This window comes from Citrobacter sp. RHB35-C17 (assembly GCF_013816795.1).
Classification (GTDB): domain Bacteria; phylum Pseudomonadota; class Gammaproteobacteria; order Enterobacterales; family Enterobacteriaceae; genus Citrobacter_A; species Citrobacter_A amalonaticus.
Window position 1 is genome coordinate 315,379 of sequence record NZ_CP057150.1, and the last position, 23,443, is coordinate 338,821.

Genomic DNA, 23,443 nt, shown 5'->3' on the forward strand with positions numbered 1-23,443 from the left:
TTAGAGATAAAGCGAGCGGACGATCAGGAAGTGCCCGGCAAAGTAGCAGGCGGCGGCGATAGCGTTGTCCGCGCGGAAACGACAGCGGTAATGACTGCCCAGCCAGACGATGTTGCCAATGAACAGCAGCGACGCGCCCAAAAACGCCGACAGCGCAGGTGCGGTGGGGCGGAAAAACCACAGCTCACCGGCTAACCAGACCATCACCAGCGTCATGGCGATAAAGGTACACACCGGCCAGCGCAGTTCTTCAAGGCGTGTCCAGATCACCGCAATCAGCAGCGCGCCCAGCACCATCAGCACCAGCGGTAGCGGCCAGAAGAAAGAGAGCGTCATCTGGCTGGCAAAATAGATGGTGTACAACAGGTGCGAGAGGAAAAAGGCGCCAATCGCATAGAGCAGTCGCTGACGCGGCAATAATGTTAGCGCATCGCCAACCAGTGAGGCGCAAAGACCGGCCAGCACCAGATAGCTCACGGCGTTGAACATCGGCGCCTGCCAGGCCAGTAACAGCAGGAGTAATAAGGTGACGGGTTTAAAGACCCAGCGTTGCCAGGCGGGTCCACGGTAGGAGGCATCCACAAATAACCATGCGGAAAGGCAGACAGCGATAAACGACCAAAGCATCATAGTTCCTTGAATTCGTTATTTTTTCGTAAGCGGTATGCTCACAACCCTGATGTTCAGTGTAGAGGCCGCGACCGCCTGATGACAACACCATAACGGGCAGGGTATGCTTATTTCCGCATTTTCTGATGGGTTATCAATATGAGTAAGCCGCCACTTTTCTTCATTATTATCATTGTGTTAATTATCGTTGCCGCCTCATTCCGCTTTATGCAGCAGCGGCGGGAAAAAGCCGATGACGATGCGGCACCGCTTCGTCAGGCGCAAATGGTGGTCAGCAATAAACGTGAAAAGCCCATCAACGACCGACGTTCCCGACAGCAGCAGGTCACGCCAGCGGGAACCAGTATGCGCTATGAGGTGAGCTTTAAACCACAGAACGGCGGGCTGGAAAAGACCTTCCGCCTGGAGGCGCGTCAGTATCATGCGCTGACGGTGGGGGATAAAGGGACGCTAAGCTACAAAGGGTCGCGCTTCGTCGAGTTTGTTGCTCAGCCATAAGACGGGAAACCGCTCACCTGGGTAAGCCGGATAAGCGAAGCGCTATCCGGCACCTTCATGCCGTATTACTTTTTAACGTTAAACTTCTTCTGCCAGACCAGCAGCTCAAACACGCCAAACAGGAAAATACGGACTTTCTCGCCGGTGGTCATTTGCGGTCCGTCTTTGGGCAGGGTGGACTTCAGTAGCGCCAGCTGCATGCCGTGCATCAGTACCATAAACACGAGGGCGACGTTAACGAAGATGTTGAGCGGTCGCGGGAAGGGTTGCACCAGGTTTAACAATAAGAATGTCCACACGCCGAGCATCAGTAGTCGACCAAGATTAATCAGCATCGCTTTCTCCTTGTGCTTCGCGTTGATACAAACGGTACGCGACCTGCCCGGCGATTTTTTCCCGGTACAATGACCAGTTCGTCGGCACGGTCGGCAGACCGTTTTCCACTTCGCTTTCCACATAAATCCAGGCAACATCCGCCAGCCAGCCGTGAGTTTCCAGCAGGTTTAAAGTTTCTTCCAGTAACCCTTTACGAAACGGCGGATCGACAAATACCACGTTATGCGGCGTGCCTGACTGCGTCAGGAATGTCAGGGTATCCGTGTTAACGACTTTTGCATTCCCTGCTTTCAGCGTAGCCAGGTTCTTTTGTAACTGCTGAGAGACTGCGCGATCCCTCTCCAGCAGCGTGGCGCCAGCGGCATAGCGTGATAGTGCTTCCAGCCCCAGTGCGCCGCTTCCGGCAAAACAGTCCAGACATTGGGCTTCTACTATCACCGGTGCCAGCCAGTTAAACAGCGTTTCACGCACGCGATCCGTTGTCGGACGGAGACCAGGGCTATCGGGGACCGGGAGTTTGCGGCCGCGCCATTGTCCGCCAATAATGCGGATTTGGCCGCTACCTGAGTGATTCGTTTTTTTCATTTCTGTTGCTCAAACCGCCGCGTGCAGATGATTCCAGGCGGTGATGTGGATTAAGTAAAGTGATAGACTATTTCATCATTTTTTTTAGCGTCTATACACAAAATCATTCAGGATGCCTCAAAGCGGCAAGAGAATGAGTCCCCAGGAGCGTAATCGCAGATGGCAAAACAGAAAAAACGTGGCTTCTTTTCCTGGCTGGGCTTTGGTGAAAAAGAGCAGGAACAAGAACAAAAAACCGAAGATCAGCAGGGTGTTGAAGCGCAATTACCGTCCGACGAACCCGTTGAAACGGCGGCTGACGTAGAAGCGCAAGCGCCGCTTCACAGCAAAGAAGAGGCTGAAGCCTTTGCTGAGGAAGTGGTTGAGGTGACGGAACAGGTTCAGGAAATCGAAACCATCCAGTCAGTAGAACCCGCTGTCGCGAAAGAGCATGTTGACGCGCAGGTTGAGCCGCAGATTGCCGTTGCGCACGAAGAGCTGCCGTTGCCGGAAGAGGTGAAAGCCGAAGAGGAAACCTCCGCCGAAGAGTGGCAGGCCGAAGCGGAAACCGTTGAGATTGTTGAAGCGGTAGAAGAAGAGGCGCAAAACGAACCGGAACTGACCGACGAAGAGTTGGAAGCACAAGCGCTGGCGGCGGAAGCGGCGGAAGACGCGCAAATGATCGTTCCGCTGGCGGAAAAAGACGCGCCGGTCGAAGAGATGATTCAGGAACAGGAAAAACCGACCAAAGAAGGTTTTTTCGCGCGTCTGAAACGCAGCTTACTGAAAACCAAAGAAAACCTCGGTTCCGGATTTATCAGTCTGTTCCGTGGTAAAAAAATCGACGATGATCTGTTTGAAGAGCTGGAAGAACAACTGCTGATTGCCGATGTGGGCGTGGAAACCACGCGCAAAATCATCGCCAATCTGACGGAAGGCGCCAGCCGCAAACAGCTTAAAGATGCTGAAGCGCTGTACGGACTGCTGAAAGACGAGATGGGCGAGATTCTGGCGAAAGTCGATGAACCGCTGAACGTTGAAGGTAAAACGCCGTTTGTTATTCTGATGGTCGGCGTGAATGGGGTGGGGAAAACCACCACCATCGGTAAGCTGGCGCGCCAGTTTGAACAGCAAGGGAAATCCGTGATGCTGGCGGCGGGCGATACGTTCCGCGCCGCAGCGGTCGAACAGTTGCAGGTCTGGGGTCAGCGTAACAATATTCCGGTGATTGCCCAGCATACCGGCGCGGATTCCGCTTCCGTTATCTTCGACGCCATTCAGGCCGCGAAGGCGCGACACATTGATGTGCTGATTGCCGATACCGCAGGTCGTCTGCAAAACAAATCGCACCTGATGGAAGAACTGAAAAAAATCGTTCGCGTGATGAAGAAACTGGACGAAGACGCGCCGCATGAAGTTATGCTGACGCTTGATGCCAGCACCGGGCAGAATGCGATAAGCCAGGCCAAACTGTTCCATGAAGCGGTGGGCCTGACCGGTATTACCCTGACCAAGCTGGACGGTACGGCGAAAGGTGGGGTGATCTTCTCGGTGGCCGATCAGTTTGGCATCCCTATCCGCTATATTGGTGTGGGCGAACGTATCGAGGATTTACGTCCGTTTAAGGCGGACGATTTTATAGAGGCACTTTTTGCCCGAGAGGATTAACAATGATTCGCTTTGAACATGTCAGCAAGGCCTATCTCGGTGGGAGACAAGCGCTGCAAGGGGTCACATTCCATATGCAGCCGGGCGAGATGGCGTTTCTGACCGGCCACTCCGGCGCGGGGAAAAGTACCCTGCTGAAGCTTATCTGTGGGATTGAGCGGCCCAGCGCCGGGAAAATCCTCTTCAGTGGGCATGACATCACGCGACTGAAAAACCGTGAAGTGCCGTTTTTGCGTCGTCAGATCGGCATGATTTTCCAGGATCACCACCTGTTGATGGACCGAACGGTATTCGACAATGTGGCGATCCCGCTGATTATCGCCGGTGCCAGCGGGGATGATATTCGTCGTCGCGTATCGGCGGCGCTGGACAAGGTTGGACTGCTGGACAAAGCGAAAAACTTCCCGATTCAGCTCTCCGGGGGTGAACAGCAGCGTGTCGGGATCGCCCGTGCGGTGGTGAACAAGCCAGCGGTACTGCTGGCGGATGAACCGACCGGTAACCTGGATGACGCGCTGTCGGAAGGGATTCTGCGTCTGTTCGAAGAGTTTAACCGCGTCGGGGTGACGGTGCTGATGGCGACGCACGACATCGGGCTCATTTCCCGTCGGTCGTACCGTATGCTTACCCTGAGTGATGGCCATTTGCATGGAGGCGAAGCCCGTGAATAAGCGCGACGCTATCAATCAAATCAAACAGTTCGGTGGACGGCTGGACCGTTTTCGTCGTTCCGGCGGCTCCTCCGGTGACGGTGGACGTAACGCGCCGAAGCGGGCGAAACCGTCGCCAAAGCCGAACTCACGTAAAACCAACGTCTTTAACGAGCAGGTGCGCTATGCGTTCCAGGGCGCGTTACAGGATCTGAAAAGCAAACCGCTGGCGACGTTTCTGACGGTGATGGTGATTGCCATCTCCCTGACTCTGCCGAGCGTCTGCTACATGGTCTACAAAAACGTTAACCAGGCAGCGACGCAGTATTACCCGTCTCCGCAGATCACCGTTTATCTGCAAAAAACGCTGGATGATGATGCGGCGGCAGGCGTCGTCGCCCAGTTGCAGGCTGAGCAGGGTGTGGAGAAGGTGAATTACCTTTCTCGTGAAGATGCTCTCGGCGAATTCCGCAACTGGTCCGGTTTCGGCGGCGCGCTGGATATGCTGGAAGAGAATCCCTTGCCTGCGGTGGCGGTGGTGATCCCGAAACTCGACTTCCAGAGCACCGATTCGCTGAATACGCTGCGCGACCGCGTCTCTCGTATTAACGGGATTGATGAAGTGCGGATGGACGACAGCTGGTTTGCCCGTCTGGCGGCGCTGACCGGTCTGGTCGGGCGAGTGTCGGCGATGATTGGTGTGCTGATGGTTGCCGCCGTCTTCCTCGTCATTGGTAACAGCGTGCGGCTGAGCATCTTTGCCCGTCGCGATACGATTAACGTGCAAAAACTGATTGGTGCGACGGATGGATTTATCCTGCGTCCGTTCTTGTACGGCGGCGCATTGCTCGGTTTTTCTGGCGCATTTCTTTCACTGATTTTGTCAGAAATTTTGGTGTTACGACTGTCGTCGGCGGTCACGGAAGTGGCACAAGTTTTCGGAACGAAGTTTGATCTCAATGGCTTATCGTTCGATGAATGCCTGTTACTGCTGCTGGTTTGCTCGATGATCGGCTGGGTGGCGGCGTGGCTCGCGACGGTTCAACATTTACGTCACTTTACTCCTGATTAAAAAAAACGTGATATAATCTTTCCCTGCAATGGGTTTCCGTTCGCAGGGAAAGAGTTCCTGTTGTCTCTTCCCCACTTTTCATCTTCATGTCACAATTTGTGCGTAATTTATACACAACGTTGCATTGAACTTGTGGATAAAATCACGGTCTGATAAAAGAGTGAATGCTAATCTCGTTGCTCATTAACGCTGGCACGGTTGTTGCTGATATCTATCGCTGTGGTGCCAGACGATAAAAATTGAGAGGATTTGAATGACCAAAGAAATGCAAAATTTAGCTTTAGCCCCTGTTGGTAACCTGGAGTCTTACATCCGGGCTGCGAACGCGTGGCCGATGTTGTCGGCTGACGAGGAACGGGCACTGGCTGAAAAGCTGCATTACCAGGGCGATCTGGAAGCAGCTAAGACGCTGATCCTGTCTCACCTGCGCTTTGTTGTTCATGTTGCTCGTAACTATGCGGGCTATGGCCTGCCGCAGGCGGATCTCATTCAGGAAGGGAATATCGGCCTGATGAAAGCCGTGCGCCGTTTCAACCCGGAAGTGGGTGTGCGCCTGGTTTCCTTCGCCGTGCACTGGATTAAAGCTGAGATCCACGAATATGTCCTGCGTAACTGGCGTATCGTGAAAGTGGCGACCACCAAAGCACAGCGTAAGCTGTTCTTTAATCTGCGTAAAACCAAGCAGCGTCTGGGCTGGTTTAATCAGGATGAAGTGGAAATGGTGGCGCGTGAGCTGGGTGTTTCCAGTAAAGACGTCCGCGAGATGGAATCTCGTATGGCGGCGCAGGACATGACGTTTGATATGTCCCCGGACGATGAGTCCGACAGCCAGCCGATGGCGCCCGTCCTGTATCTGCAGGATAAAACCTCTAACTTTGCCGACGGCATTGAAGAGGATAACTGGGAAGATCAGGCTGCCAACAAACTGACCCATGCGATGGAAGGTCTCGACGAGCGTAGCCAGGATATTATCCGCGCCCGCTGGCTGGACGAAGATAACAAATCTACGCTGCAGGAACTGGCCGATCGCTACGGTGTTTCCGCAGAACGTGTGCGTCAGCTTGAAAAGAACGCCATGAAAAAACTTCGCGCCGCTATCGAAGCGTAACTCCCGCGAAGTCCCCGCTAAAACCCTGGATAACTGTCCGGGGTTTTTGTTTTTTTAGCGCCTGATCTGGCGAATTCCTCCCCCCTGGCAAACACTTACCGATGGGTTGTGCGCATCTTAGGGGAAGAAAATGAAGAATAACGAACTGAATGAACGGCGTTTGCAGGCGACGCCGCGCGGGATCGGCGTGATGTGTGGCTTTTACGCTGAGAGGGCGGAAAACGCAACATTGTGGGATGTGGAAGGCCGTGAGGTGATCGATTTTGCCGCTGGTATTGCAGTGCTGAATACCGGGCATCGTCACCCAAAAATCATCGCCGCCATCGAAAAACAGCTCCAGTCTTTTACTCATACCGCTTACCAGATTGTTCCCTACGAAAGCTATGTCAGACTGGCGGAACGTATCAATAAACGTGTGCCGATTGACGGGCCGGTGAAGACGGCATTCTTCTCCACCGGGGCAGAAGCGGTGGAAAACGCAGTGAAGATTGCCCGCGCATATACCAAACGACCCGGGCTCATTACCTTTGGCGGCGCTTTCCACGGGCGGACTTTCATGACGATGGCGCTGACCGGTAAAGTGGCACCTTACAAAATCGGTTTTGGCCCGTTCCCTGGTTCGGTTTATCACGCTCAGTACCCTAATGCGTTACACGGTGTGAGCACCGTCGATGCGCTGCAAAGTCTGGAGCGCATTTTTAAAGCTGATATCGCGCCAGATCAGGTTGCCGCCATCATCCTTGAACCGGTTCAGGGTGAAGGAGGCTTTAATATTGCGCCAACGGCGTTCATGCAGGCGCTGCGGGCGTTGTGCGATACCCACGGTATCTTGTTGATCGCCGATGAGGTGCAAACCGGCTTTGCCCGTACCGGCAAACTGTTTGCGATGGAGCATCATGGCGTACAGCCTGATCTGATGACGATGGCGAAAAGCCTGGCAGGCGGTATGCCGCTCTCTGCGGTCGCTGGCCGTTCCGAAGTGATGGATGCCCCTGTGCCTGGCGGTCTGGGGGGAACGTATGCCGGTAACCCGCTGGCGGTTGCTGCGGCACACGCGGTGCTGGATGTGATTGATGAAGAACAGCTCTGCGCCCGCGCCGCTACATTGGGCACGACGCTGGTCGAGGCGTTGAACCAGGCAAAAGCGGACTGCCCGTTTATTGCCGATATTCGCGCGCAGGGGTCGATGGTGGCGGTAGAATTCAACGATCCGCATAGCGGAAAACCTTCCCCGGAATTCACGCGGCAGGTGCAGGATCGCGCCTTGCAGGAAGGACTTCTGCTACTGAGTTGCGGCGTGTATGGCAACGTCATCCGTTTTCTTTATCCGCTCACCATCCCTGACGCGCAATTTCGTCAGGCGCTCGGCATTATCACCCACTCGCTGACACGATAAACCTGTGCCGTCCATTACCGGGCGGCACGACGCTATGTCGTTCACTTATTATTTGAATATGAAATTAGCTATTCCAAAACTATAAAAATGGGGTATGTTTTAGCAGAGTGTGCTGAAAATGCGCGAGCTGCACACCTATAATCGAAATAAAGCGCTACACAACAACATCACAATAGTCGTAATAACCATAAGAATGGGGAAGGTCAGGATGAATATGAAGGGTAAAGCGTTACTGGCAGGATGTATCGCGTTGGCATTCAGCACAATGGCTCAGGCCGATATTAAAGTCGCTGTTGTCGGTGCGATGTCCGGTCCAGTAGCCCAGTACGGCGACCAGGAGTTTACTGGCGCAGAACAAGCGGTTGCAGACATTAATGCCAAAGGCGGAATCAAAGGCGAAAAACTGCAGATCGTAAAATATGATGATGCCTGTGACCCGAAACAAGCGGTCGCAGTCGCCAACAAAGTGATTAATGACGGCATCAAATACGTTATCGGCCACCTGTGTTCCTCTTCCACTCAGCCCGCGTCTGACATCTACGAAGACGAAGGCATTCTGATGATCACCCCGGCGGCAACGGCACCGGAGCTGACCTCTCGCGGCTACAAGCTGGTGCTGCGCACCACGGGCCTGGACTCAGACCAGGGCCCGACCGCCGCGAAATACATTCTGGAAAAAGTGAAGCCGCAGCGCATCGCGATCGTTCACGACAAACAACAGTACGGTGAAGGTCTGGCGCGTGCCGTGCAGGAAAATCTGAAGAAGGGCAACGCTAACGTGGTGTTCTTTGACGGTATCACCGCCGGTGAGAAAGACTTCTCCACGCTGGTGGCGCGTCTGAAGAAAGAGAATATCGACTTCGTTTACTACGGCGGTTATCACCCGGAAATGGGTCAGATCCTGCGCCAGGCACGTGCTGCGGGTCTGAAAACGCAGTTCATGGGCCCGGAAGGGGTAGCCAACGTTTCCCTGTCTAACATCGCCGGTGAATCGGCCGAAGGTCTGCTGGTGACCAAACCGAAGAACTATGACCAGGTACCTGCGAACAAACCTATCGTTGATGCGATCAAGGCGAAAAAACAAGAACCGAGCGGGGCGTTCGTGTGGACCACCTACGCCGCGCTGCAATCTTTGCAGGCGGGCCTGAACCAGTCAGCCGATCCGGCTGAAATCGCCACCTGGCTGAAAGCGAACTCCGTGGATACCGTCATGGGACCGCTGTCGTGGGATGAGAAGGGTGACTTGAAAGGCTTTGAATTCGGCGTCTTCGACTGGCATGCCAACGGCACGGCGACCGACGCGAAGTAATTTCCACGGCGCCTTTGCGCATTGCAGGTGCATTGGCTGTGTTATTCAACCCCGGTCACTTACGTCGGTAAGCTTCCGGGGATGTCATCCCTTGCCGCCTTCCTGCAACACGAAATTCTTGGGAAAAGGCAGCAGAGAATATAGCCAGCCGGGTAAGGCGAAGCCGCCACCCGGCTTTTTTAACGTTTTTCCCAGCCGTTTTGCTGTGCGGTGAAGCCCAGTACCTGCATAAACGCCGCCATGACGCCCCGGTCTTCCACGCCGACATCCGCCATCCACCAGGAGGAGACGTTCGGATTATCATGGATCACTTCTTCCACCAGATATTTTCCCACCCCCCGACGCCGCGTGACGTCACGGATGCGCAGCGAATCCAGCGCGCCCTGAGTGCCGCTCAGGGTGACCCTTACGGCGCCTAACAACCGCTCATTAAATCGTGCCGCGTAGATCCGGTGCGTTTCATCTACGCTTAAAGAGGCGGCGGAATACTCCGGCCAGATTTTGCCCAAGTCGATCAGATCCTGATCGCTAAAGTGTTCTAAACGAATGATGGTCAGCTTCATCGACAGCATGTCCAAATCACAAAAGAGAGTGCAAGTGTACCGAAATAATTCAACCGGACGCTTTCTCTTTTTTAAATCATTTGGCAGGTGATTAATTTTATGACGGTCAGAACCTCAGTTCGAAACATCAGAGAATGAAAAACAGGCAGGATAATACCCTGGAAGGTAGTGTTTTATTCGGCTCATTGTCCCGTTATTTTATGCTGACAAGTGTGCTTTTTTTTGTTTATCTATGGTGAAAAGCAGAATATTATCTGTTCTTAATAGACTGAAAAATAGGGGTTTTACGCTGTATTTGCGGAAAATACTGCGCTAAACCATTAATCAGACTGGTAAAAATAGTGTAGTGCAAAAAAAGCACAGTCTGCTTTTTAACCATATAAATAGAAAATAAGTACATCACGAATGGGGATTCAGTAAATGAAACGGAATGCGAAAACGGTCATCGCAGGGGTGATTGCACTGGCGATGTCACAGGCGGCAATGGCAGAGGATATTAACGTTGCTGTTGTCGGCGCGATGTCGGGTCCAGTGGCGCAGTGGGGCGACATGGAATTTAACGGCGCGCGTCAGGCCATCAAAGACATCAACGCCAAAGGCGGCATCAACGGCGACAAGCTGGTCGCTGTGGAATATGACGACGCCTGCGATCCAAAACAGGCCGTGGCGGTGGCGAACAAAATCGTCAACGACGGTATTCAGTATGTGATTGGTCACCTCTGCTCCTCTTCGACTCAGCCTGCGTCGGATATTTACGAAGATGAAGGCATTCTGATGATCTCGCCTGGTGCGACCAACCCGGAACTGACGCAGCGCGGCTACGCGCACATCATGCGTACCGCCGGACTGGACTCTTCTCAGGGACCGACCGCAGCAAAATACATTCTTGAGAGCGTAAAACCGCAGCGCATCGCCATCATTCACGACAAACAACAGTACGGTGAAGGCCTGGCGCGCTCTGTTCAGGATGCGCTGAAAGCGGCAAACGCCAATATCGTCTTCTTTGATGGCATCACAGCAGGTGAGAAAGATTTCTCCGCGCTGCTTGCGCGCCTGAAAAAAGAGAACATCGACTTTGTGTACTACGGCGGCTACTACCCGGAAATGGGGCAGATGCTGCGCCAGGCGCGCTCCGTCGGGCTGAAAACCATGTTCATGGGGCCGGAAGGCGTGGGCAATGCATCGCTGTCGAATATCGCCGGTGAAGCAGCTGAAGGCATGCTGGTCACCATGCCAAAACGCTATGACCAGGATCCGGCCAACAAAGCAATTGTTGATGCGCTGAAAGCCGATAAAAAAGATCCGACTGGTCCGTATGTGTGGATCACCTACGCTGCTGTGCAGTCACTGGCAACGGCAATGGACCGTTCTGACAGCAAAGCGCCGCTGGATCTGGTGAAAGATTTAAAAGCAAACGGTGCTGATACCGTCATTGGGCCGCTGAAATGGGATGAAAAAGGCGATCTAAAGGGATTTGAATTTGGTGTCTTCCAGTGGCACGCCGATGGGTCATCCACGGCAGCCAAATAATTATCCCACCGCCCGTTCACACGGGCGGAAATAGAAAGGTTTTTTTATGTCCGAGCAGTTCCTGTACTTTTTGCAGCAGATGTTTAACGGCGTCACGCTGGGAAGCACCTATGCGCTGATCGCCATCGGTTACACCATGGTGTACGGCATTATCGGCATGATCAACTTCGCCCACGGCGAGGTATACATGATCAGTAGCTATGTCTCTTTTATGATTATCGCGGCACTCATGATGATGGGGATCGATACCAGTTGGTTGCTGGTGGCGGCCGGATTCATTGGGGCGATTATCATTGCCAGCGCCTACGGCTGGAGCATTGAGCGGGTGGCGTATCGGCCCGTCCGGAATTCCAAACGTCTGATTGCGCTGATCTCCGCGATTGGGATGTCTATCTTCCTGCAAAACTACGTCAGCCTGACGGAAGGTTCACGTGACGTGGCGCTGCCCAGCCTGTTCAACGGGCAATGGGTCGTGGGGGCCAGCGAAAACTTCTCCGCATCGATCACCACCATGCAACTGGTCATCTGGGTTGTGACCTTCCTGGCGATGCTGGCACTGACCATTTTTATCCGTTACTCCCGCATGGGACGTGCCTGCCGTGCTTGTGCGGAAGACCTGAAAATGGCCAGCCTGCTCGGGATTAACACGGACCGCGTGATTGCGTTGACCTTTGTGATTGGCGCAGCGATGGCGGCAGTGGCCGGCGTGCTGCTCGGGCAATTCTACGGGGTGATCAACCCCTATATCGGCTTTATGGCCGGGATGAAAGCCTTTACCGCAGCGGTGCTTGGCGGGATCGGCAGCATTCCAGGCGCGATGATCGGCGGCCTGATTCTGGGCGTCGCGGAAGCGCTTTCTTCTGCTTATCTGAGTACGGAATACAAAGACGTGGTGTCGTTCGCCCTGTTGATTCTGGTACTGCTGGTGATGCCGACCGGGATTCTGGGCCGTCCGGAGGTAGAGAAAGTATGAAACCGATGCATTTTGCGATGGCGCTGCTCTCTGCCGCGATGTTCTTCGTGCTGGCGGGCGTCTTTATGGGCGTTCAACTGGAACTGGATGGCACCAAACTGGTGGTGGACATCGCTGCCGACATCCGCTGGCAGTGGGTGTTTATCGGCACTGCCGTGGTCTTTTTCTTCCAGATGCTGCGTCCGGTATTCCAGAAGAGCCTGAAAAGCGTCTCCGGGCCGAAGTTTATTTTGCCAGCGATTGATGGCTCAACCGTAAAGCAGAAGCTGTTCCTGATTGCGCTGCTGGTGATTGCCGTGGCGTGGCCGTTTATGGTCTCGCGCGGCACGGTGGATATCGCCACGCTGACCATGATTTATATCATTCTCGGCCTGGGGCTGAACGTTGTCGTCGGGCTTTCCGGCCTGTTGGTATTAGGCTACGGCGGTTTCTACGCAATTGGCGCGTACACTTTTGCGCTGCTGAACCACTATTACGGTCTCGGCTTCTGGACCTGCCTGCCGCTGGCGGGACTGGTCGCAGCGGCGGCGGGTTTCCTGCTGGGCTTCCCGGTGCTGCGTCTGCGTGGCGACTACCTGGCAATCGTCACCCTGGGATTTGGTGAGATCGTCCGTATTCTGCTGCTCAACAATACTGAAATCACTGGCGGTCCGAACGGCATCAGCCAGATCCCGAAACCGACGCTGTTCGGTCTCGAGTTCAGCCGCAGCGCACGTGAAGGCGGCTGGGATACCTTCAGCAACTTCTTCAATGTGAAATACGATCCGTCCGATCGCGTGATTTTCCTCTATCTGGTCGCGCTGCTGCTGGTGGTGCTGAGCCTGTTTGTGATTAACCGTCTGCTGCGCATGCCGCTGGGACGAGCGTGGGAAGCGCTGCGTGAAGATGAGATCGCCTGTCGCTCTCTGGGTCTGAGCCCCACGCGCATCAAACTGACCGCCTTTACCATCAGCGCCGCGTTTGCCGGTTTCGCCGGTACGCTGTTTGCGGCGCGTCAGGGGTTTGTCAGCCCTGAATCGTTCACCTTTGCCGAATCGGCGTTTGTGCTGGCGATCGTAGTGCTCGGCGGGATGGGGTCGCAGTTTGCGGTAATCCTCGCAGCCATTCTGTTGGTGGTGTCGCGTGAACTGATGCGTGATTTCAACGAATACAGCATGTTAATGCTGGGTGGTTTGATGGTACTGATGATGATCTGGCGTCCGCAGGGCTTGCTGCCGATGACCCGTCCACAGTTGAAACTGAAAAACGGGGAAGCGAAAGGAGAGCAGGCATGAGTCAGCCATTATTATCGGTTAACGGCCTGATGATGCGCTTCGGCGGTCTGCTGGCGGTGAACAACGTTGAACTGGAGCTGCATCCGCAAGAAATTGTGTCGCTGATTGGGCCGAACGGCGCCGGTAAAACCACGGTGTTTAACTGCCTGACCGGTTTTTATAAGCCGACGGGTGGCACCATTAAGCTTCGCGATCAGCACCTTGAAGGGCTGCCGGGGCAACAAATTGCCCGGATGGGCGTGGTGCGAACTTTCCAGCACGTGCGTCTGTTTCGCGAAATGACGGTGATTGAAAACCTGCTGGTGGCACAGCATCAGCAACTGAAAACAGGCGTGTTTTCCGGTCTACTGAAAACCCCGGCGTTTCGTCGGGCGCAGAGCGAAGCGCTGGATCGCGCGGCCACCTGGCTTGAGCGTATCGGGCTGCTGGAGCATGCGAACCGTCAGGCCAGCAACCTGGCTTATGGCGACCAGCGCCGTCTGGAGATCGCCCGCTGTATGGTGACGCAGCCAGAAATTTTGATGCTGGATGAACCGGCTGCGGGTCTTAACCCGAAAGAGACCAAAGAGCTGGACGAGCTGATTGCCGAACTGCGCAACCATCACAACACCACCATTCTGCTGATTGAACACGATATGAAGTTGGTAATGGGGATTTCCGACCGTATTTACGTGGTGAACCAGGGCACGCCGCTGGCGAACGGGACGCCGGAACAGATTCGAAATAACCCGGACGTGATCCGTGCATACCTTGGTGAGGCATAAGATGGAAAAAGTCATGTTGTCCTTTGACAAAGTCAGTGCCCACTACGGCAAAATTCAGGCGCTGCACGAGGTGAGTCTGCACATCAATCAGGGAGAAATTGTGACCTTGATTGGTGCCAACGGTGCGGGAAAAACCACGCTGCTTGGCACGCTGTGCGGTGATCCGCGTGCGACCAGCGGTCGGATTGTGTTTGATGACAAAGACATTACCGACTGGCAAACGGCGAAAATCATGCGTGAAGCGGTGGCGATCGTTCCGGAAGGGCGTCGCGTGTTTTCCCGCATGACGGTGGAAGAGAATCTGGCGATGGGCGGTTTTTTTGCCGAGCGCGATCAGTTTCAGGCACGCATCAAGTGGGTATACGAATTATTCCCGCGTCTGCATGAGCGTCGTATTCAGCGTGCGGGCACCATGTCCGGCGGTGAACAGCAGATGCTGGCGATTGGTCGTGCGCTGATGAGTGAACCGCGCCTGCTGCTGCTTGATGAGCCATCTCTGGGGCTGGCGCCGATTATCATCCAGCAGATCTTCGACACTATCGAACAACTGCGCGAGCAGGGAATGACCATCTTCCTCGTTGAGCAGAACGCTAATCAGGCGCTGAAGCTGGCCGATCGTGGCTACGTGCTGGAGAACGGTCATGTCGTTCTCGAAGACACCGGCGACGCATTGCTGGCAAACGAAGCGGTACGCAGCGCGTATTTAGGCGGTTAAGCGGTTTGTGATGCCTGATGGCGGCGCATGGCGTCTTATCCGGCCTACACGACATTCGATATTTACACCTGATGCAGGCCGGGTAAGGCGAAGCCGCCACCCGGCTTTTTTTATTTTCTTGCCACTGAAACGTCATTCACCTGAAGCCTGGCTGTCACCGCTTCGTCATCTGACGGTTATCTTTCTGTCATTCGCGCATGTCATGTTACCTCGCGAGCATAAAACGCGTGATTTCGCGCATTCGGTACAATAAGAGAGATGATGACAATGACATCGTTACGACACACAGCTTTGGGTCTGGCGGTTGGTCTGGCTTTTGCGACAAACGCAATGGCCGTTACCACCATTCCATTCTGGCATTCCATGGAAGGGGAGTTGGGTAAAGAAGTTGACTCCCTGGCGCAACGTTTCAACGACACCCACCCGGATTACAAGATTGTGCCGGTGTACAAAGGTAACTACGAGCAGAGCCTGAGCGCCGGTATCGCCGCGTTCCGTACCGGAAATGCACCGGCGCTGCTGCAGGTTTATGAAGTCGGCACCGCGACGATGATGGCCTCAAAAGCGATTAAACCGGTTTACGAAGTGTTCAAGGATGCGGGCATCAACTTCGACGAGTCACAGTTTGTTCCGACCGTTTCCGGTTACTACACCGATTCGAAATCCGGGCATCTGTTGTCTCAGCCATTTAACAGCTCTACGCCGGTGCTGTACTACAACAAAGACGCCTTCAAAAAAGCGGGCTTAGATCCGGAGCAGCCGCCGAAAACCTGGCAGGATCTGGCGGAGTACACCGCGAAGCTGAAAGCCGCAGGGATGAAGTGTGGCTACGCCAGCGGCTGGCAGGGGTGGATCCAGATTGAAAACTTCAGCGCCTGGCACGGTTTGCCGGTGGCGACCCAGAACAATGGCTTCGACGGCACTGATGCGGTGCTGGAGTTCAACAAGCCAGAACAGGTAAAACACATCGCGCTGCTTGCCGATCTGAACAAGAAGGGCGATTTCAGTTATTTCGGGCGTAAAGATGAATCCACCGAGAAGTTTTACAACGGCGATTGCGCTATTACCACCGCCTCGTCCGGTTCGCTTGCGGATATCCGTCATTACGCCAAATTCAACTATGGCGTAGGCATGATGCCTTACGATGCGGATGCCAAAGGCGCACCGCAGAACGCCATCATCGGCGGCGCGAGCCTGTGGGTAATGCAGGGCAAAGGCAGCGACACCTACAAAGGCGTGGCCGAGTTCCTCGACTTCCTGGCAAAACCGGAAAATGCGGCCGAATGGCATCAGAAAACCGGTTATCTGCCGATCACCAAAGCGGCTTATGACCTGACTCGTGAGCAGGGCTTCTATGACAAGAATCCCGGGGCAGACATTGCGACCCGCCAGATGCTGAACAAACCGCCGTTGCCGTTCACCAAAGGGCTGCGACTGGGCAATATGCCGCAGATTCGCACCATCGTTGATGAAGAACTGGAAAGCGTGTGGACCGGCAAAAAAACGCCACAGCAGGCGCTGGACTCTGCGGTAGAACGTGGTAATCAGTTGCTGCGCCGCTTTGAGCAGTCGACCAAATCGTAATCTGTGACTTGCCCGGTGGCGCGTAGCGATCCGGGCCTAAAACGAACTACATGCAGGCCGGGTAAGGTGTAGCCGCCACCCGGCATTGTTCAGGAATCAAATCTCAATGTCATCATCCCGTCCGGTGTTTCGCTCGCGTTGGCTGCCTTATTTGCTGGTTGCGCCACAGCTGGCGATCACCGTTATTTTCTTTATCTGGCCTGCAGGCGAAGCGTTGTGGTACTCGCTACTAAGCGTCGATCCGTTTGGGCTTTCCAGTCAGTTCGTGGGACTGGATAATTTCGTCACGCTGTTTCATGACCGCTACTATCTCGACGCTTTCTGGACGACGATCAAATTCAGCGCGCTGGTGACCTTCAGCGGCCTGCTGGTATCGTTGTTCTTCGCAGCGCTGGTGGATTACGTCGTGCGCGGCAGTCGTCTGTATCAGACGCTGATGCTACTGCCCTATGCCGTGGCGCCTGCGGTAGCCGCCGTGCTGTGGATTTTCCTGTTTAACCCAGGACGTGGGCTAATTACCTACTTCCTTGAGCAGTTTGGTTATGACTGGAACCATGCACAGAACAGCGGGCAGGCGATGTTCCTGGTAGTTTTTGCCTCCGTCTGGAAGCAGATTAGTTACAACTTCCTTTTCTTCTTTGCCGCGTTGCAATCGATCCCACGTTCGCTGGTTGAAGCCGCCGCGATCGATGGCGCAGGACCTGTTCGTCGCTTTTTCAGGCTGGCGTTACCGCTGATCGCGCCGGTGAGTTTCTTCCTGCTGGTGGTCAATCTGGTCTACGCCTTCTTCGATACGTTCCCGGTGATCGATGCCGCGACCGCAGGCGGCCCGGTTCAGGCTACTACAACGCTGATTTATAAGATCTATCGTGAAGGGTTTGCCGGGCTGGATCTCTCTGCGTCCGCCGCGCAGTCGGTGGTACTGATGTTCCTCGTCATCATTCTGACGGTGGTGCAGTTCCGCTATGTGGAAAGTAAGGTGCGTTACCAATGATTGAGAACCGTCGCGGGCTGACAATATTCAGCCACACCATGCTGATTCTGGGGATTGTCGTAATTTTGTTCCCGCTGTACGTCGCGTTTGTCGCGGCGACGCTGGACAACAACGCGGTGTTTGAAACGCCGATGACGCTTATCCCTGGTACGCATCTGCTGGAAAACATGAAAAACATCTGGGCCAACGGCGTCGGTGTGAACAGCGCGCCGTTCTGGCTGATGATGCTCAACAGCTTCATCATGGCGTTTGGCATTACGGTGGGGAAAATCGCGGTCTCGATGCTTTCTGCCTTTGCTATCGTCTGGTTTCGTTTTCCGCTGCGTAACCTGTTCTTCTGGATGATTTTTATCACCCTGATGCTGCCGGTCGAAGTGCGTATTTTCCCGACGGTGGAAGTGATTGCCAATTTGAATATGCTCGACAGTTACGCAGGATTGACGCTACCGCTGATGGCATCGGCGACCGCCACTTTTCTGTTCCGCCAGTTCTTTATGACCCTGCCGGATGAGCTGATCGAAGCGGCGCGCATTGATGGCGCTTCGCCGATGAGATTTTTCTGCGACATCGTGCTGCCGTTGTCGAAAACCAATCTGGCGGCGCTGTTCGTCATCACCTTTATCTACGGCTGGAACCAGTATCTGTGGCCGTTGCTGATTATTACCGACGTCAATCTGGGGACTGCCGTGGCGGGGATCAAAGGCATGATTGCCACTGGCGAAGGTACCACCTTGTGGAATCAGGTGATGGCGGCAATGCTGCTCACCCTTATCCCACCCGTAGTCATTGTTTTAGCCATGCAGCGCGCGTTTGTCCGCGGCCTGGTCGATAGTGAGAAATAAGATGGCAGGTTTAAAATTACAGGCAGTAACCAAAAGCTGGGATGGCAAAACCCAGGTGATTCAACCGCTGACGCTGGACGTGGCGGACGGTGAGTTCATTGTGATGGTCGGCCCGTCCGGCTGCGGGAAATCAACGCTTCTGCGGATGGTGGCCGGGCTGGAGCACGTCACCAGCGGCGATATCTGGATTGACCGTCAGCGCGTGACTGAAATGGAGCCGAAAGACAGGGGCATCGCGATGGTCTTCCAGAACTATGCGCTCTACCCGCACATGAGCGTGGAAGAGAACATGGCGTGGGGGCTGAAAATCCGTGGGATGGGCAAGGGACACATCGAACAGCGGGTGAAAGAAGCGGCGCGTATTCTCGAACTGGACGGTCTGCTCAAACGTCGTCCGCGCGAACTCTCCGGCGGTCAGCGCCAGCGTGTGGCGATGGGGCGTGCCATTGTGCGCGACCCTGCGGTTTTCCTGTTTGATGAGCCGCTGTCGAACCTCGATGCCAAACTGCGCGTACAGATGCGTCTGGAGCTTCAGCACCTGCACCGTCGTCTGAAAACCACCTCGCTATACGTGACCCACGATCAGGTCGAAGCCATGACGCTCGCCCAGCGCGTGATGGTGATGAACAAAGGTATTGCCGAGCAGATTGGCACGCCGGTAGAGGTCTATGAAAAACCGGCCAGCCGCTTTGTGGCGAGCTTTATCGGCAGCCCGGCGATGAACCTGCTGGAAGGACGTATCAGCCATGCGGGTACGCACTTCGAACTGGAAAGCGGCATGGCGCTGCCCATCAATTGGTACTATCGTGGCTACGCCGGGCGAAAAATGACGCTGGGTATCCGCCCGGAACATATTACGCTAAGCTCCCAGGCGGAGGGCGGTGTGCCGCTGGTGATGGACACGCTGGAGATGTTGGGCGCCGATAATCTGGCGCACGGTCGCTGGGGCGATCAGAAACTGGTGGTGCGTCTGGCCCATCAGGAACGCCCAAAGGCAGGCAGCACGCTGTGGCTGCATCTGCCGGAAAATCATTTGCACCTTTTTGATGGTGAAACAGGACAACGTGTATGAGTAACTGGCCGTATCCCCGCATCGTCGCCCATCGCGGCGGCGGTAAACTGGCGCCGGAAAATACGCTGGCGGCGATCGACGTCGGCGCGCATTACGGGCACACCATGATCGAGTTTGACGCGAAGCTGTCGAAGGACGGGGAAATTTTCCTGCTGCACGACGATAACCTTGAGCGCACCAGCAACGGCTGGGGCGTGGCGGGAGAGCTCAACTGGCAGGATTTGCTGCGGGTGGATGCCGGTGGCTGGTACAGCGGCGAGTTTAAAGGCGAACCGCTGCCGTTGCTCTCGCAGGTGGCCGCGCGTTGTCGCCAGCATGGCCTGATGGCCAATATCGAAATTAAACCGACTACCGGAACCGGACCGCTGACGGGGAAAGTGATTGCTCTCGCCGCGCGTGAGCTGTGGCAGGGGATGACTGCGCCGCTGCTGTCGTCATTTGAAATTGATGCGCTGGAAGCGGCGCAGGCCGCCGTACCAGAGCTGCCGCGAGGGTTGTTACTTGACGAGTGGCGTGATGACTGGCGCGAACTGACCACTCGCCTGGCGTGCGTGTCGATTCACCTGAATCACAAGCTACTGGATGAAGCGCGGGTCAGACAGCTTAAAGCGGCGGGATTACATATTCTGGTCTACACCGTCAACAAACCCCAGCGTGCGGCTGAACTGCTACGCTGGGGCGTGGACTGCATCTGTACGGATGCGATTGACGTGATTGGCCCGGACTTTACTGCTGCGGATTAAGCATATCGCCATTCTGCCGCGGCGGTAGCATGTGCTGCTGGCCGCTCTCCAGACGCGTACCGCCGCTCAACATGCCGCCGTTGGTATTGGGCAACGGCTGCTCACGTACCTGACCCTGCTGGATCCGCTGCTGATTGTTGTTCATCTGCGTTTGCAGATTTTGCTGCTGAAGCTGCGTCTGCGTTTTTAACTGCTGATTCAGCATTCCTTTCTGCTGGATCTGCTGCGTCTGCATCTGCGTCTGCATCCGTTGCTGGCTGGGGATCTGATAACCCGGCTGGTTCGGATTGTTCAGCGTGTTAATCGGCTGTGCGAGACAGGCAAACGGCAGTAGCGCTGTCAAAATTACGTATCGTTTCATCATCATTCCTCCACTGAGGTCTCTCTTAAGTTTACCCCTTTCCCGGCGAAACGAGGATCATTTCAGAGTTATGCACCAGGCTTAGTGGGGGGCTGACCCCACATCTTTGGAGAATAACGATGACGAAACCGACGTTTTTACGCCGGGTAGCCCTTGCTGCTCTGCTCTCAGGAAGCTGTTTCAGTGTGCTCGCCGTCCCCCCTCCACCCCCTCCGGTGTCGTATGGGGTGGAAGAGGATGTGTTCCATCCCGTTCGCGCCAGGCAGGGGATGGTGGCCTCGGTAGATGCCATGGCCACAAAGGTTGGGGTGGATATTCTCAAAAAGGGCGGGAACGCCGTGGATGCTGCGGTCGCCGTAGGGTATGCGCTGGCGGTCACGCATCCGCAGGCCGGGAATCTGGGCGGCGGCGGTTTTATGTTGCTGCGTACTAAAGACGGTAAGACCACGGCGATCGATTTTCGCGAAATGGCGCCCGCTAACGCCACGCGCGATATGTTCCTTGACGACCAGGGCAATCCGGACAGTAAAAAATCGCTGACCTCCCATCTGGCGTCCGGCACGCCGGGCACCGTGGCCGGGTTTTCTCTGGCGCTGGAAAAATATGGCACCCTGCCGCTCAACAAGGTGGTGCGTCCGGCGATCAAACTGGCGGAAGAGGGCTTTGTAGTTAACGATGCGCTGGCGGACGATCTAAAAACCTACGGCAGTGAAGTCATTCCGAATCACGAAAACAGCAAAGCCATTTTCTGGAAGGACGGTGAGCCGCTGAAAAAGGGCGACAAACTGGTACAAAAAAATCTGGCGAAAAGCCTGGAGTTGATTGCGGAAAAGGGGCCGGATGCCTTTTATAAAGGGGAGATTGCCGACCAGATTGCGCAGGAGATGCAGAAAAATGGCGGGCTGATGACCAAAGAGGATTTGGCGGGCTATAAAGCGGTAGAGCGCACGCCAATTAGCGGTGACTATCGCGGATATCAGGTCTTCTCGATGCCACCGCCGTCCTCTGGCGGGATCCACATCGTGCAAATCCTGAATATCCTTGAAAACTTCGACATGAAGCAATACGGCTTCGGCAGTGCGGACGCCATGCAGGTGATGGCGGAAGCGGAGAAACAGGCCTACGCCGATCGTTCGGAATACCTGGGCGACCCGGATTTTGTGAAGGTGCCGTGGCAGGCGCTGACCAACAAAGATTACGCCAAATCGATTGCCGAACGGATCGATATCAACAAGGCGAAACCCTCCAGCGAAATTCGCCCTGGCAAACTGGCGCCCTACGAGAGTAACCAGACCACTCACTTCTCGGTGGTGGATAAAGACGGTAACGCCGTGGCGGTCACTTATACCCTCAACACCACCTTCGGGACCGGCATTGTGGCGGGGGATACCGGCATTCTGCTGAATAACGAGATGGATGACTTCTCAGCTAAGCCGGGCGTGCCAAATGTCTATGGTCTGGTGGGAGGCGATGCCAACGCCGTTGGGCCTAAGAAACGTCCGCTGTCGTCAATGTCGCCCACCATCGTGGTGAAAGACGGTAAAACCTGGCTGGTTACGGGCAGTCCGGGTGGGAGCCGGATTATCACGACTGTGCTGCAAATGGTGGTCAACAGCATCGATTTCGGGATGAATGTGGCGGAAGCGACCAACGCGCCGCGTTTCCATCATCAGTGGCTGCCGGATGAGCTGCGTGTGGAGAAAGGCTTTAGTCCGGATACCCTCAAACTACTTGAGCAAAAAGGGCAGAAGGTTGCGCTGAAAGAAGCGATGGGTAGCACACAGAGCATTATGGTAGGTCCGGACGGCGCGCTGTATGGCGCATCAGACCCACGCACTGTGGACGATTTAACGGCGGGGTATTGATTTTGTTGCCGGGTGGCGGCTTCGCCTTACCCGGCCTACGTTTGTGCAGCTGTAGGCCCGGTAAGCGTAGCGCCACCGGGCAATTTGTCACTTCATCCGCGCCATAAAATAGGCATCGACGTACTCGCCGTTACGCAGGCCGTACTTCTTGCCGGTGCCTTCAATTTCAAAACCATATTTTTTATACACGGCTATGGCGGGGGCGTTATCGACAAACACCGTTAATTCGATGCGTTCAACGCGCAGCCAGTTGTCGCACATGTCGATCATGGTCCGCATTAATGCGCTGGCGACACCGCGGTTTTGCCATTGCGCATCAACACAAATACCGAAATCGGCGACGTGACTCCTGCGTGGACGCTGAACGACGGCAATGCACAAATGTCCAACCACGCGATCGTCAATGCAGGCCACAAGTTGTTTGATGCCGGGCTGTTCGGCGAGTCGCGCCTGCCACATCTCACTGGATGGATGAGGAACCTGTAGCGTGTTGTGATACACCTCCGGCTGGGCATGGATCTGACGAATCGCGTCGTAATCTTTGGTTTCAGCGTGGCGTATCACTATCTCACTCATTCCCGATCTCCTTCAGGGTTCATTGAGTCTTTACAGTCGCTGAGATTAAAAATGTCGTCAACTGCATTTTTTTGAAGAAATCGCTGGACAACTGCGAATGAGAATGATTATTATTGCTCTGCGTTCAGGAAGACCCTTGCGGAGAACCTGAAAGCACGACATTGCTCACATTGCTTCCAGTATTATTTTAGCCAGCCGGGTGCTGGCTTTTTTTTGGTTTTTTTCAGCCAGGCTGACTTGTTATTTTGTCCCGGGGAAGTGCCCGAGCTCCTCACGTACATTAAGTACGCTCCGGCTGCTGTGCGCAGGCCGTGAATAATCTGCCTGCGCCACTCACGCCCGAGGCGCGAGCAATC

General features: G+C 54.9%; 24 protein-coding genes. 18 read left to right on the forward strand and 6 right to left on the reverse strand.

Features of this window, described 5'->3' with window-relative positions; all coding sequences use genetic code 11:
• Nucleotides 1–627 (reverse strand): lysoplasmalogenase, encoded by a 627-nt coding sequence (locus HVZ37_RS01440; RefSeq protein WP_044253586.1) that lies wholly within the window; start codon nt 625–627, stop codon nt 1–3.
• Nucleotides 628–768: 141 nt separating this feature from the next.
• Between HVZ37_RS01440 and HVZ37_RS01445 the strand changes: the two genes are divergently transcribed.
• The gene (locus tag HVZ37_RS01445; protein ID WP_061069322.1) at nt 769–1,128 is read left to right on the forward strand and encodes a DUF2500 domain-containing protein; all 360 of its coding nucleotides are present in this window, start codon (nt 769–771) and stop codon (nt 1,126–1,128) included.
• Nucleotides 1,129–1,193: 65 nt separating this feature from the next.
• On the opposite strand, the gene HVZ37_RS01450 is transcribed toward HVZ37_RS01445, so the two are convergent.
• Nucleotides 1,194–1,463 (reverse strand): DUF1145 family protein, encoded by a 270-nt coding sequence (locus HVZ37_RS01450; protein WP_061069321.1) that lies wholly within the window; start codon nt 1,461–1,463, stop codon nt 1,194–1,196.
• A complete protein-coding gene (rsmD, locus tag HVZ37_RS01455; RefSeq protein WP_061069320.1) occupies nt 1,453–2,049 on the reverse strand; it encodes a 16S rRNA (guanine(966)-N(2))-methyltransferase in 597 nt (198 codons plus the stop codon). The genes HVZ37_RS01450 and rsmD overlap by 11 nt, the downstream gene beginning before the upstream one ends.
• Before the next feature lie 159 nt (nt 2,050–2,208).
• Here rsmD and ftsY point away from each other — a divergent pair, with 159 nt between their 5' ends.
• The 6 genes from ftsY to livJ all read left to right on the forward strand — a co-directional run bounded on the left by ftsY (nt 2,209) and on the right by livJ (nt 9,231).
• Nucleotides 2,209–3,696 carry a signal recognition particle-docking protein FtsY gene (gene ftsY, locus HVZ37_RS01460; RefSeq protein WP_061069319.1) on the forward strand — a complete coding sequence of 496 codons (1,488 nt, stop codon included), beginning with the start codon at nt 2,209–2,211 and terminating at the stop codon, nt 3,694–3,696.
• Between the two features lie 2 nt (nt 3,697–3,698).
• Nucleotides 3,699–4,367, forward strand: a complete 669-nt coding sequence (gene ftsE / locus HVZ37_RS01465; protein WP_042998481.1) for a cell division ATP-binding protein FtsE — start codon at nt 3,699–3,701, stop codon at nt 4,365–4,367.
• The gene (gene ftsX / locus HVZ37_RS01470) at nt 4,360–5,418 is read left to right on the forward strand and encodes a permease-like cell division protein FtsX (RefSeq protein ID WP_042998480.1); all 1,059 of its coding nucleotides are present in this window, start codon (nt 4,360–4,362) and stop codon (nt 5,416–5,418) included. The genes ftsE and ftsX overlap by 8 nt, the downstream gene beginning before the upstream one ends.
• 253 nt (nt 5,419–5,671) lie before the next feature.
• On the forward strand, nt 5,672–6,526 hold the full coding sequence (gene rpoH, locus HVZ37_RS01475) for an RNA polymerase sigma factor RpoH (RefSeq protein WP_042998479.1): 855 nt from the start codon (nt 5,672–5,674) through the stop codon (nt 6,524–6,526).
• A gap of 130 nt (nt 6,527–6,656) precedes the next feature.
• Nucleotides 6,657–7,922, forward strand: coding sequence for a 4-aminobutyrate--2-oxoglutarate transaminase (locus HVZ37_RS01480; protein WP_181628045.1), 1,266 nt, complete (start codon nt 6,657–6,659; stop codon nt 7,920–7,922).
• A gap of 208 nt (nt 7,923–8,130) precedes the next feature.
• The gene (gene livJ / locus HVZ37_RS01485) at nt 8,131–9,231 is read left to right on the forward strand and encodes a branched chain amino acid ABC transporter substrate-binding protein LivJ (RefSeq protein WP_181628046.1); all 1,101 of its coding nucleotides are present in this window, start codon (nt 8,131–8,133) and stop codon (nt 9,229–9,231) included.
• Between the two features lie 179 nt (nt 9,232–9,410).
• Here the strand turns inward: livJ and panM are convergent, their stop codons facing one another.
• On the reverse strand, nt 9,411–9,794 hold the full coding sequence (gene panM / locus HVZ37_RS01490; protein ID WP_044253808.1) for an aspartate 1-decarboxylase autocleavage activator PanM: 384 nt from the start codon (nt 9,792–9,794) through the stop codon (nt 9,411–9,413).
• 420 nt (nt 9,795–10,214) lie between these two features.
• On the opposite strand from panM, the gene livK reads away from it, so the two are divergent.
• From livK to ugpQ, 10 genes are all read left to right on the forward strand, one after another.
• On the forward strand, nt 10,215–11,324 hold the full coding sequence (gene livK / locus HVZ37_RS01495; protein ID WP_181628047.1) for a high-affinity branched-chain amino acid ABC transporter substrate-binding protein LivK: 1,110 nt from the start codon (nt 10,215–10,217) through the stop codon (nt 11,322–11,324).
• Nucleotides 11,325–11,370: 46 nt separating this feature from the next.
• A complete protein-coding gene (gene livH, locus HVZ37_RS01500) occupies nt 11,371–12,297 on the forward strand; it encodes a high-affinity branched-chain amino acid ABC transporter permease LivH (RefSeq protein WP_042998474.1) in 927 nt (308 codons plus the stop codon).
• Nucleotides 12,294–13,571 (forward strand): branched chain amino acid ABC transporter permease LivM, encoded by a 1,278-nt coding sequence (gene livM / locus HVZ37_RS01505; protein WP_181628048.1) that lies wholly within the window; start codon nt 12,294–12,296, stop codon nt 13,569–13,571. The genes livH and livM overlap by 4 nt, the downstream gene beginning before the upstream one ends.
• The gene (gene livG / locus HVZ37_RS01510) at nt 13,568–14,335 is read left to right on the forward strand and encodes a high-affinity branched-chain amino acid ABC transporter ATP-binding protein LivG (protein WP_042998472.1); all 768 of its coding nucleotides are present in this window, start codon (nt 13,568–13,570) and stop codon (nt 14,333–14,335) included. Before livM ends, livG begins: the two co-directional genes overlap by 4 nt.
• Before the next feature lies 1 nt (nt 14,336).
• Nucleotides 14,337–15,050: a high-affinity branched-chain amino acid ABC transporter ATP-binding protein LivF gene (gene livF, locus HVZ37_RS01515; RefSeq protein WP_044253570.1), complete on the forward strand. Its 714-nt coding sequence runs from the start codon at nt 14,337–14,339 to the stop codon at nt 15,048–15,050.
• 267 nt (nt 15,051–15,317) lie between these two features.
• Complete coding sequence (gene ugpB, locus HVZ37_RS01520) at nt 15,318–16,634, forward strand: sn-glycerol-3-phosphate ABC transporter substrate-binding protein UgpB (RefSeq protein ID WP_181628049.1); 1,317 nt, start codon at nt 15,318–15,320, stop codon at nt 16,632–16,634.
• 106 nt (nt 16,635–16,740) lie between these two features.
• Nucleotides 16,741–17,628, forward strand: a complete 888-nt coding sequence (gene ugpA, locus HVZ37_RS01525) for a sn-glycerol-3-phosphate ABC transporter permease UgpA (RefSeq protein WP_099433893.1) — start codon at nt 16,741–16,743, stop codon at nt 17,626–17,628.
• A complete protein-coding gene (gene ugpE, locus HVZ37_RS01530) occupies nt 17,625–18,470 on the forward strand; it encodes a sn-glycerol-3-phosphate ABC transporter permease UgpE (RefSeq protein WP_042998468.1) in 846 nt (281 codons plus the stop codon). Before ugpA ends, ugpE begins: the two co-directional genes overlap by 4 nt.
• Before the next feature lies 1 nt (nt 18,471).
• Nucleotides 18,472–19,542, forward strand: a complete 1,071-nt coding sequence (locus HVZ37_RS01535; protein ID WP_042998467.1) for a sn-glycerol-3-phosphate import ATP-binding protein UgpC — start codon at nt 18,472–18,474, stop codon at nt 19,540–19,542.
• Nucleotides 19,539–20,285: a glycerophosphodiester phosphodiesterase gene (gene ugpQ / locus HVZ37_RS01540; RefSeq protein WP_044263865.1), complete on the forward strand. Its 747-nt coding sequence runs from the start codon at nt 19,539–19,541 to the stop codon at nt 20,283–20,285. The genes HVZ37_RS01535 and ugpQ overlap by 4 nt, the downstream gene beginning before the upstream one ends.
• Here the strand turns inward: ugpQ and HVZ37_RS01545 are convergent.
• Nucleotides 20,269–20,646, reverse strand: a complete 378-nt coding sequence (locus HVZ37_RS01545; protein WP_042998465.1) for a DUF2756 family protein — start codon at nt 20,644–20,646, stop codon at nt 20,269–20,271. The genes ugpQ and HVZ37_RS01545 overlap by 17 nt on opposite strands.
• A gap of 119 nt (nt 20,647–20,765) precedes the next feature.
• Here HVZ37_RS01545 and ggt point away from each other — a divergent pair, with 119 nt between their 5' ends.
• Nucleotides 20,766–22,511: a gamma-glutamyltransferase gene (gene ggt / locus HVZ37_RS01550; RefSeq protein ID WP_181628050.1), complete on the forward strand. Its 1,746-nt coding sequence runs from the start codon at nt 20,766–20,768 to the stop codon at nt 22,509–22,511.
• Nucleotides 22,512–22,598: 87 nt separating this feature from the next.
• On the opposite strand, the gene yhhY is transcribed toward ggt, so the two are convergent.
• A complete protein-coding gene (gene yhhY, locus HVZ37_RS01555) occupies nt 22,599–23,087 on the reverse strand; it encodes an N-acetyltransferase (RefSeq protein WP_042998463.1) in 489 nt (162 codons plus the stop codon).
• Nucleotides 23,088–23,443 lie beyond the last annotated feature (356 nt).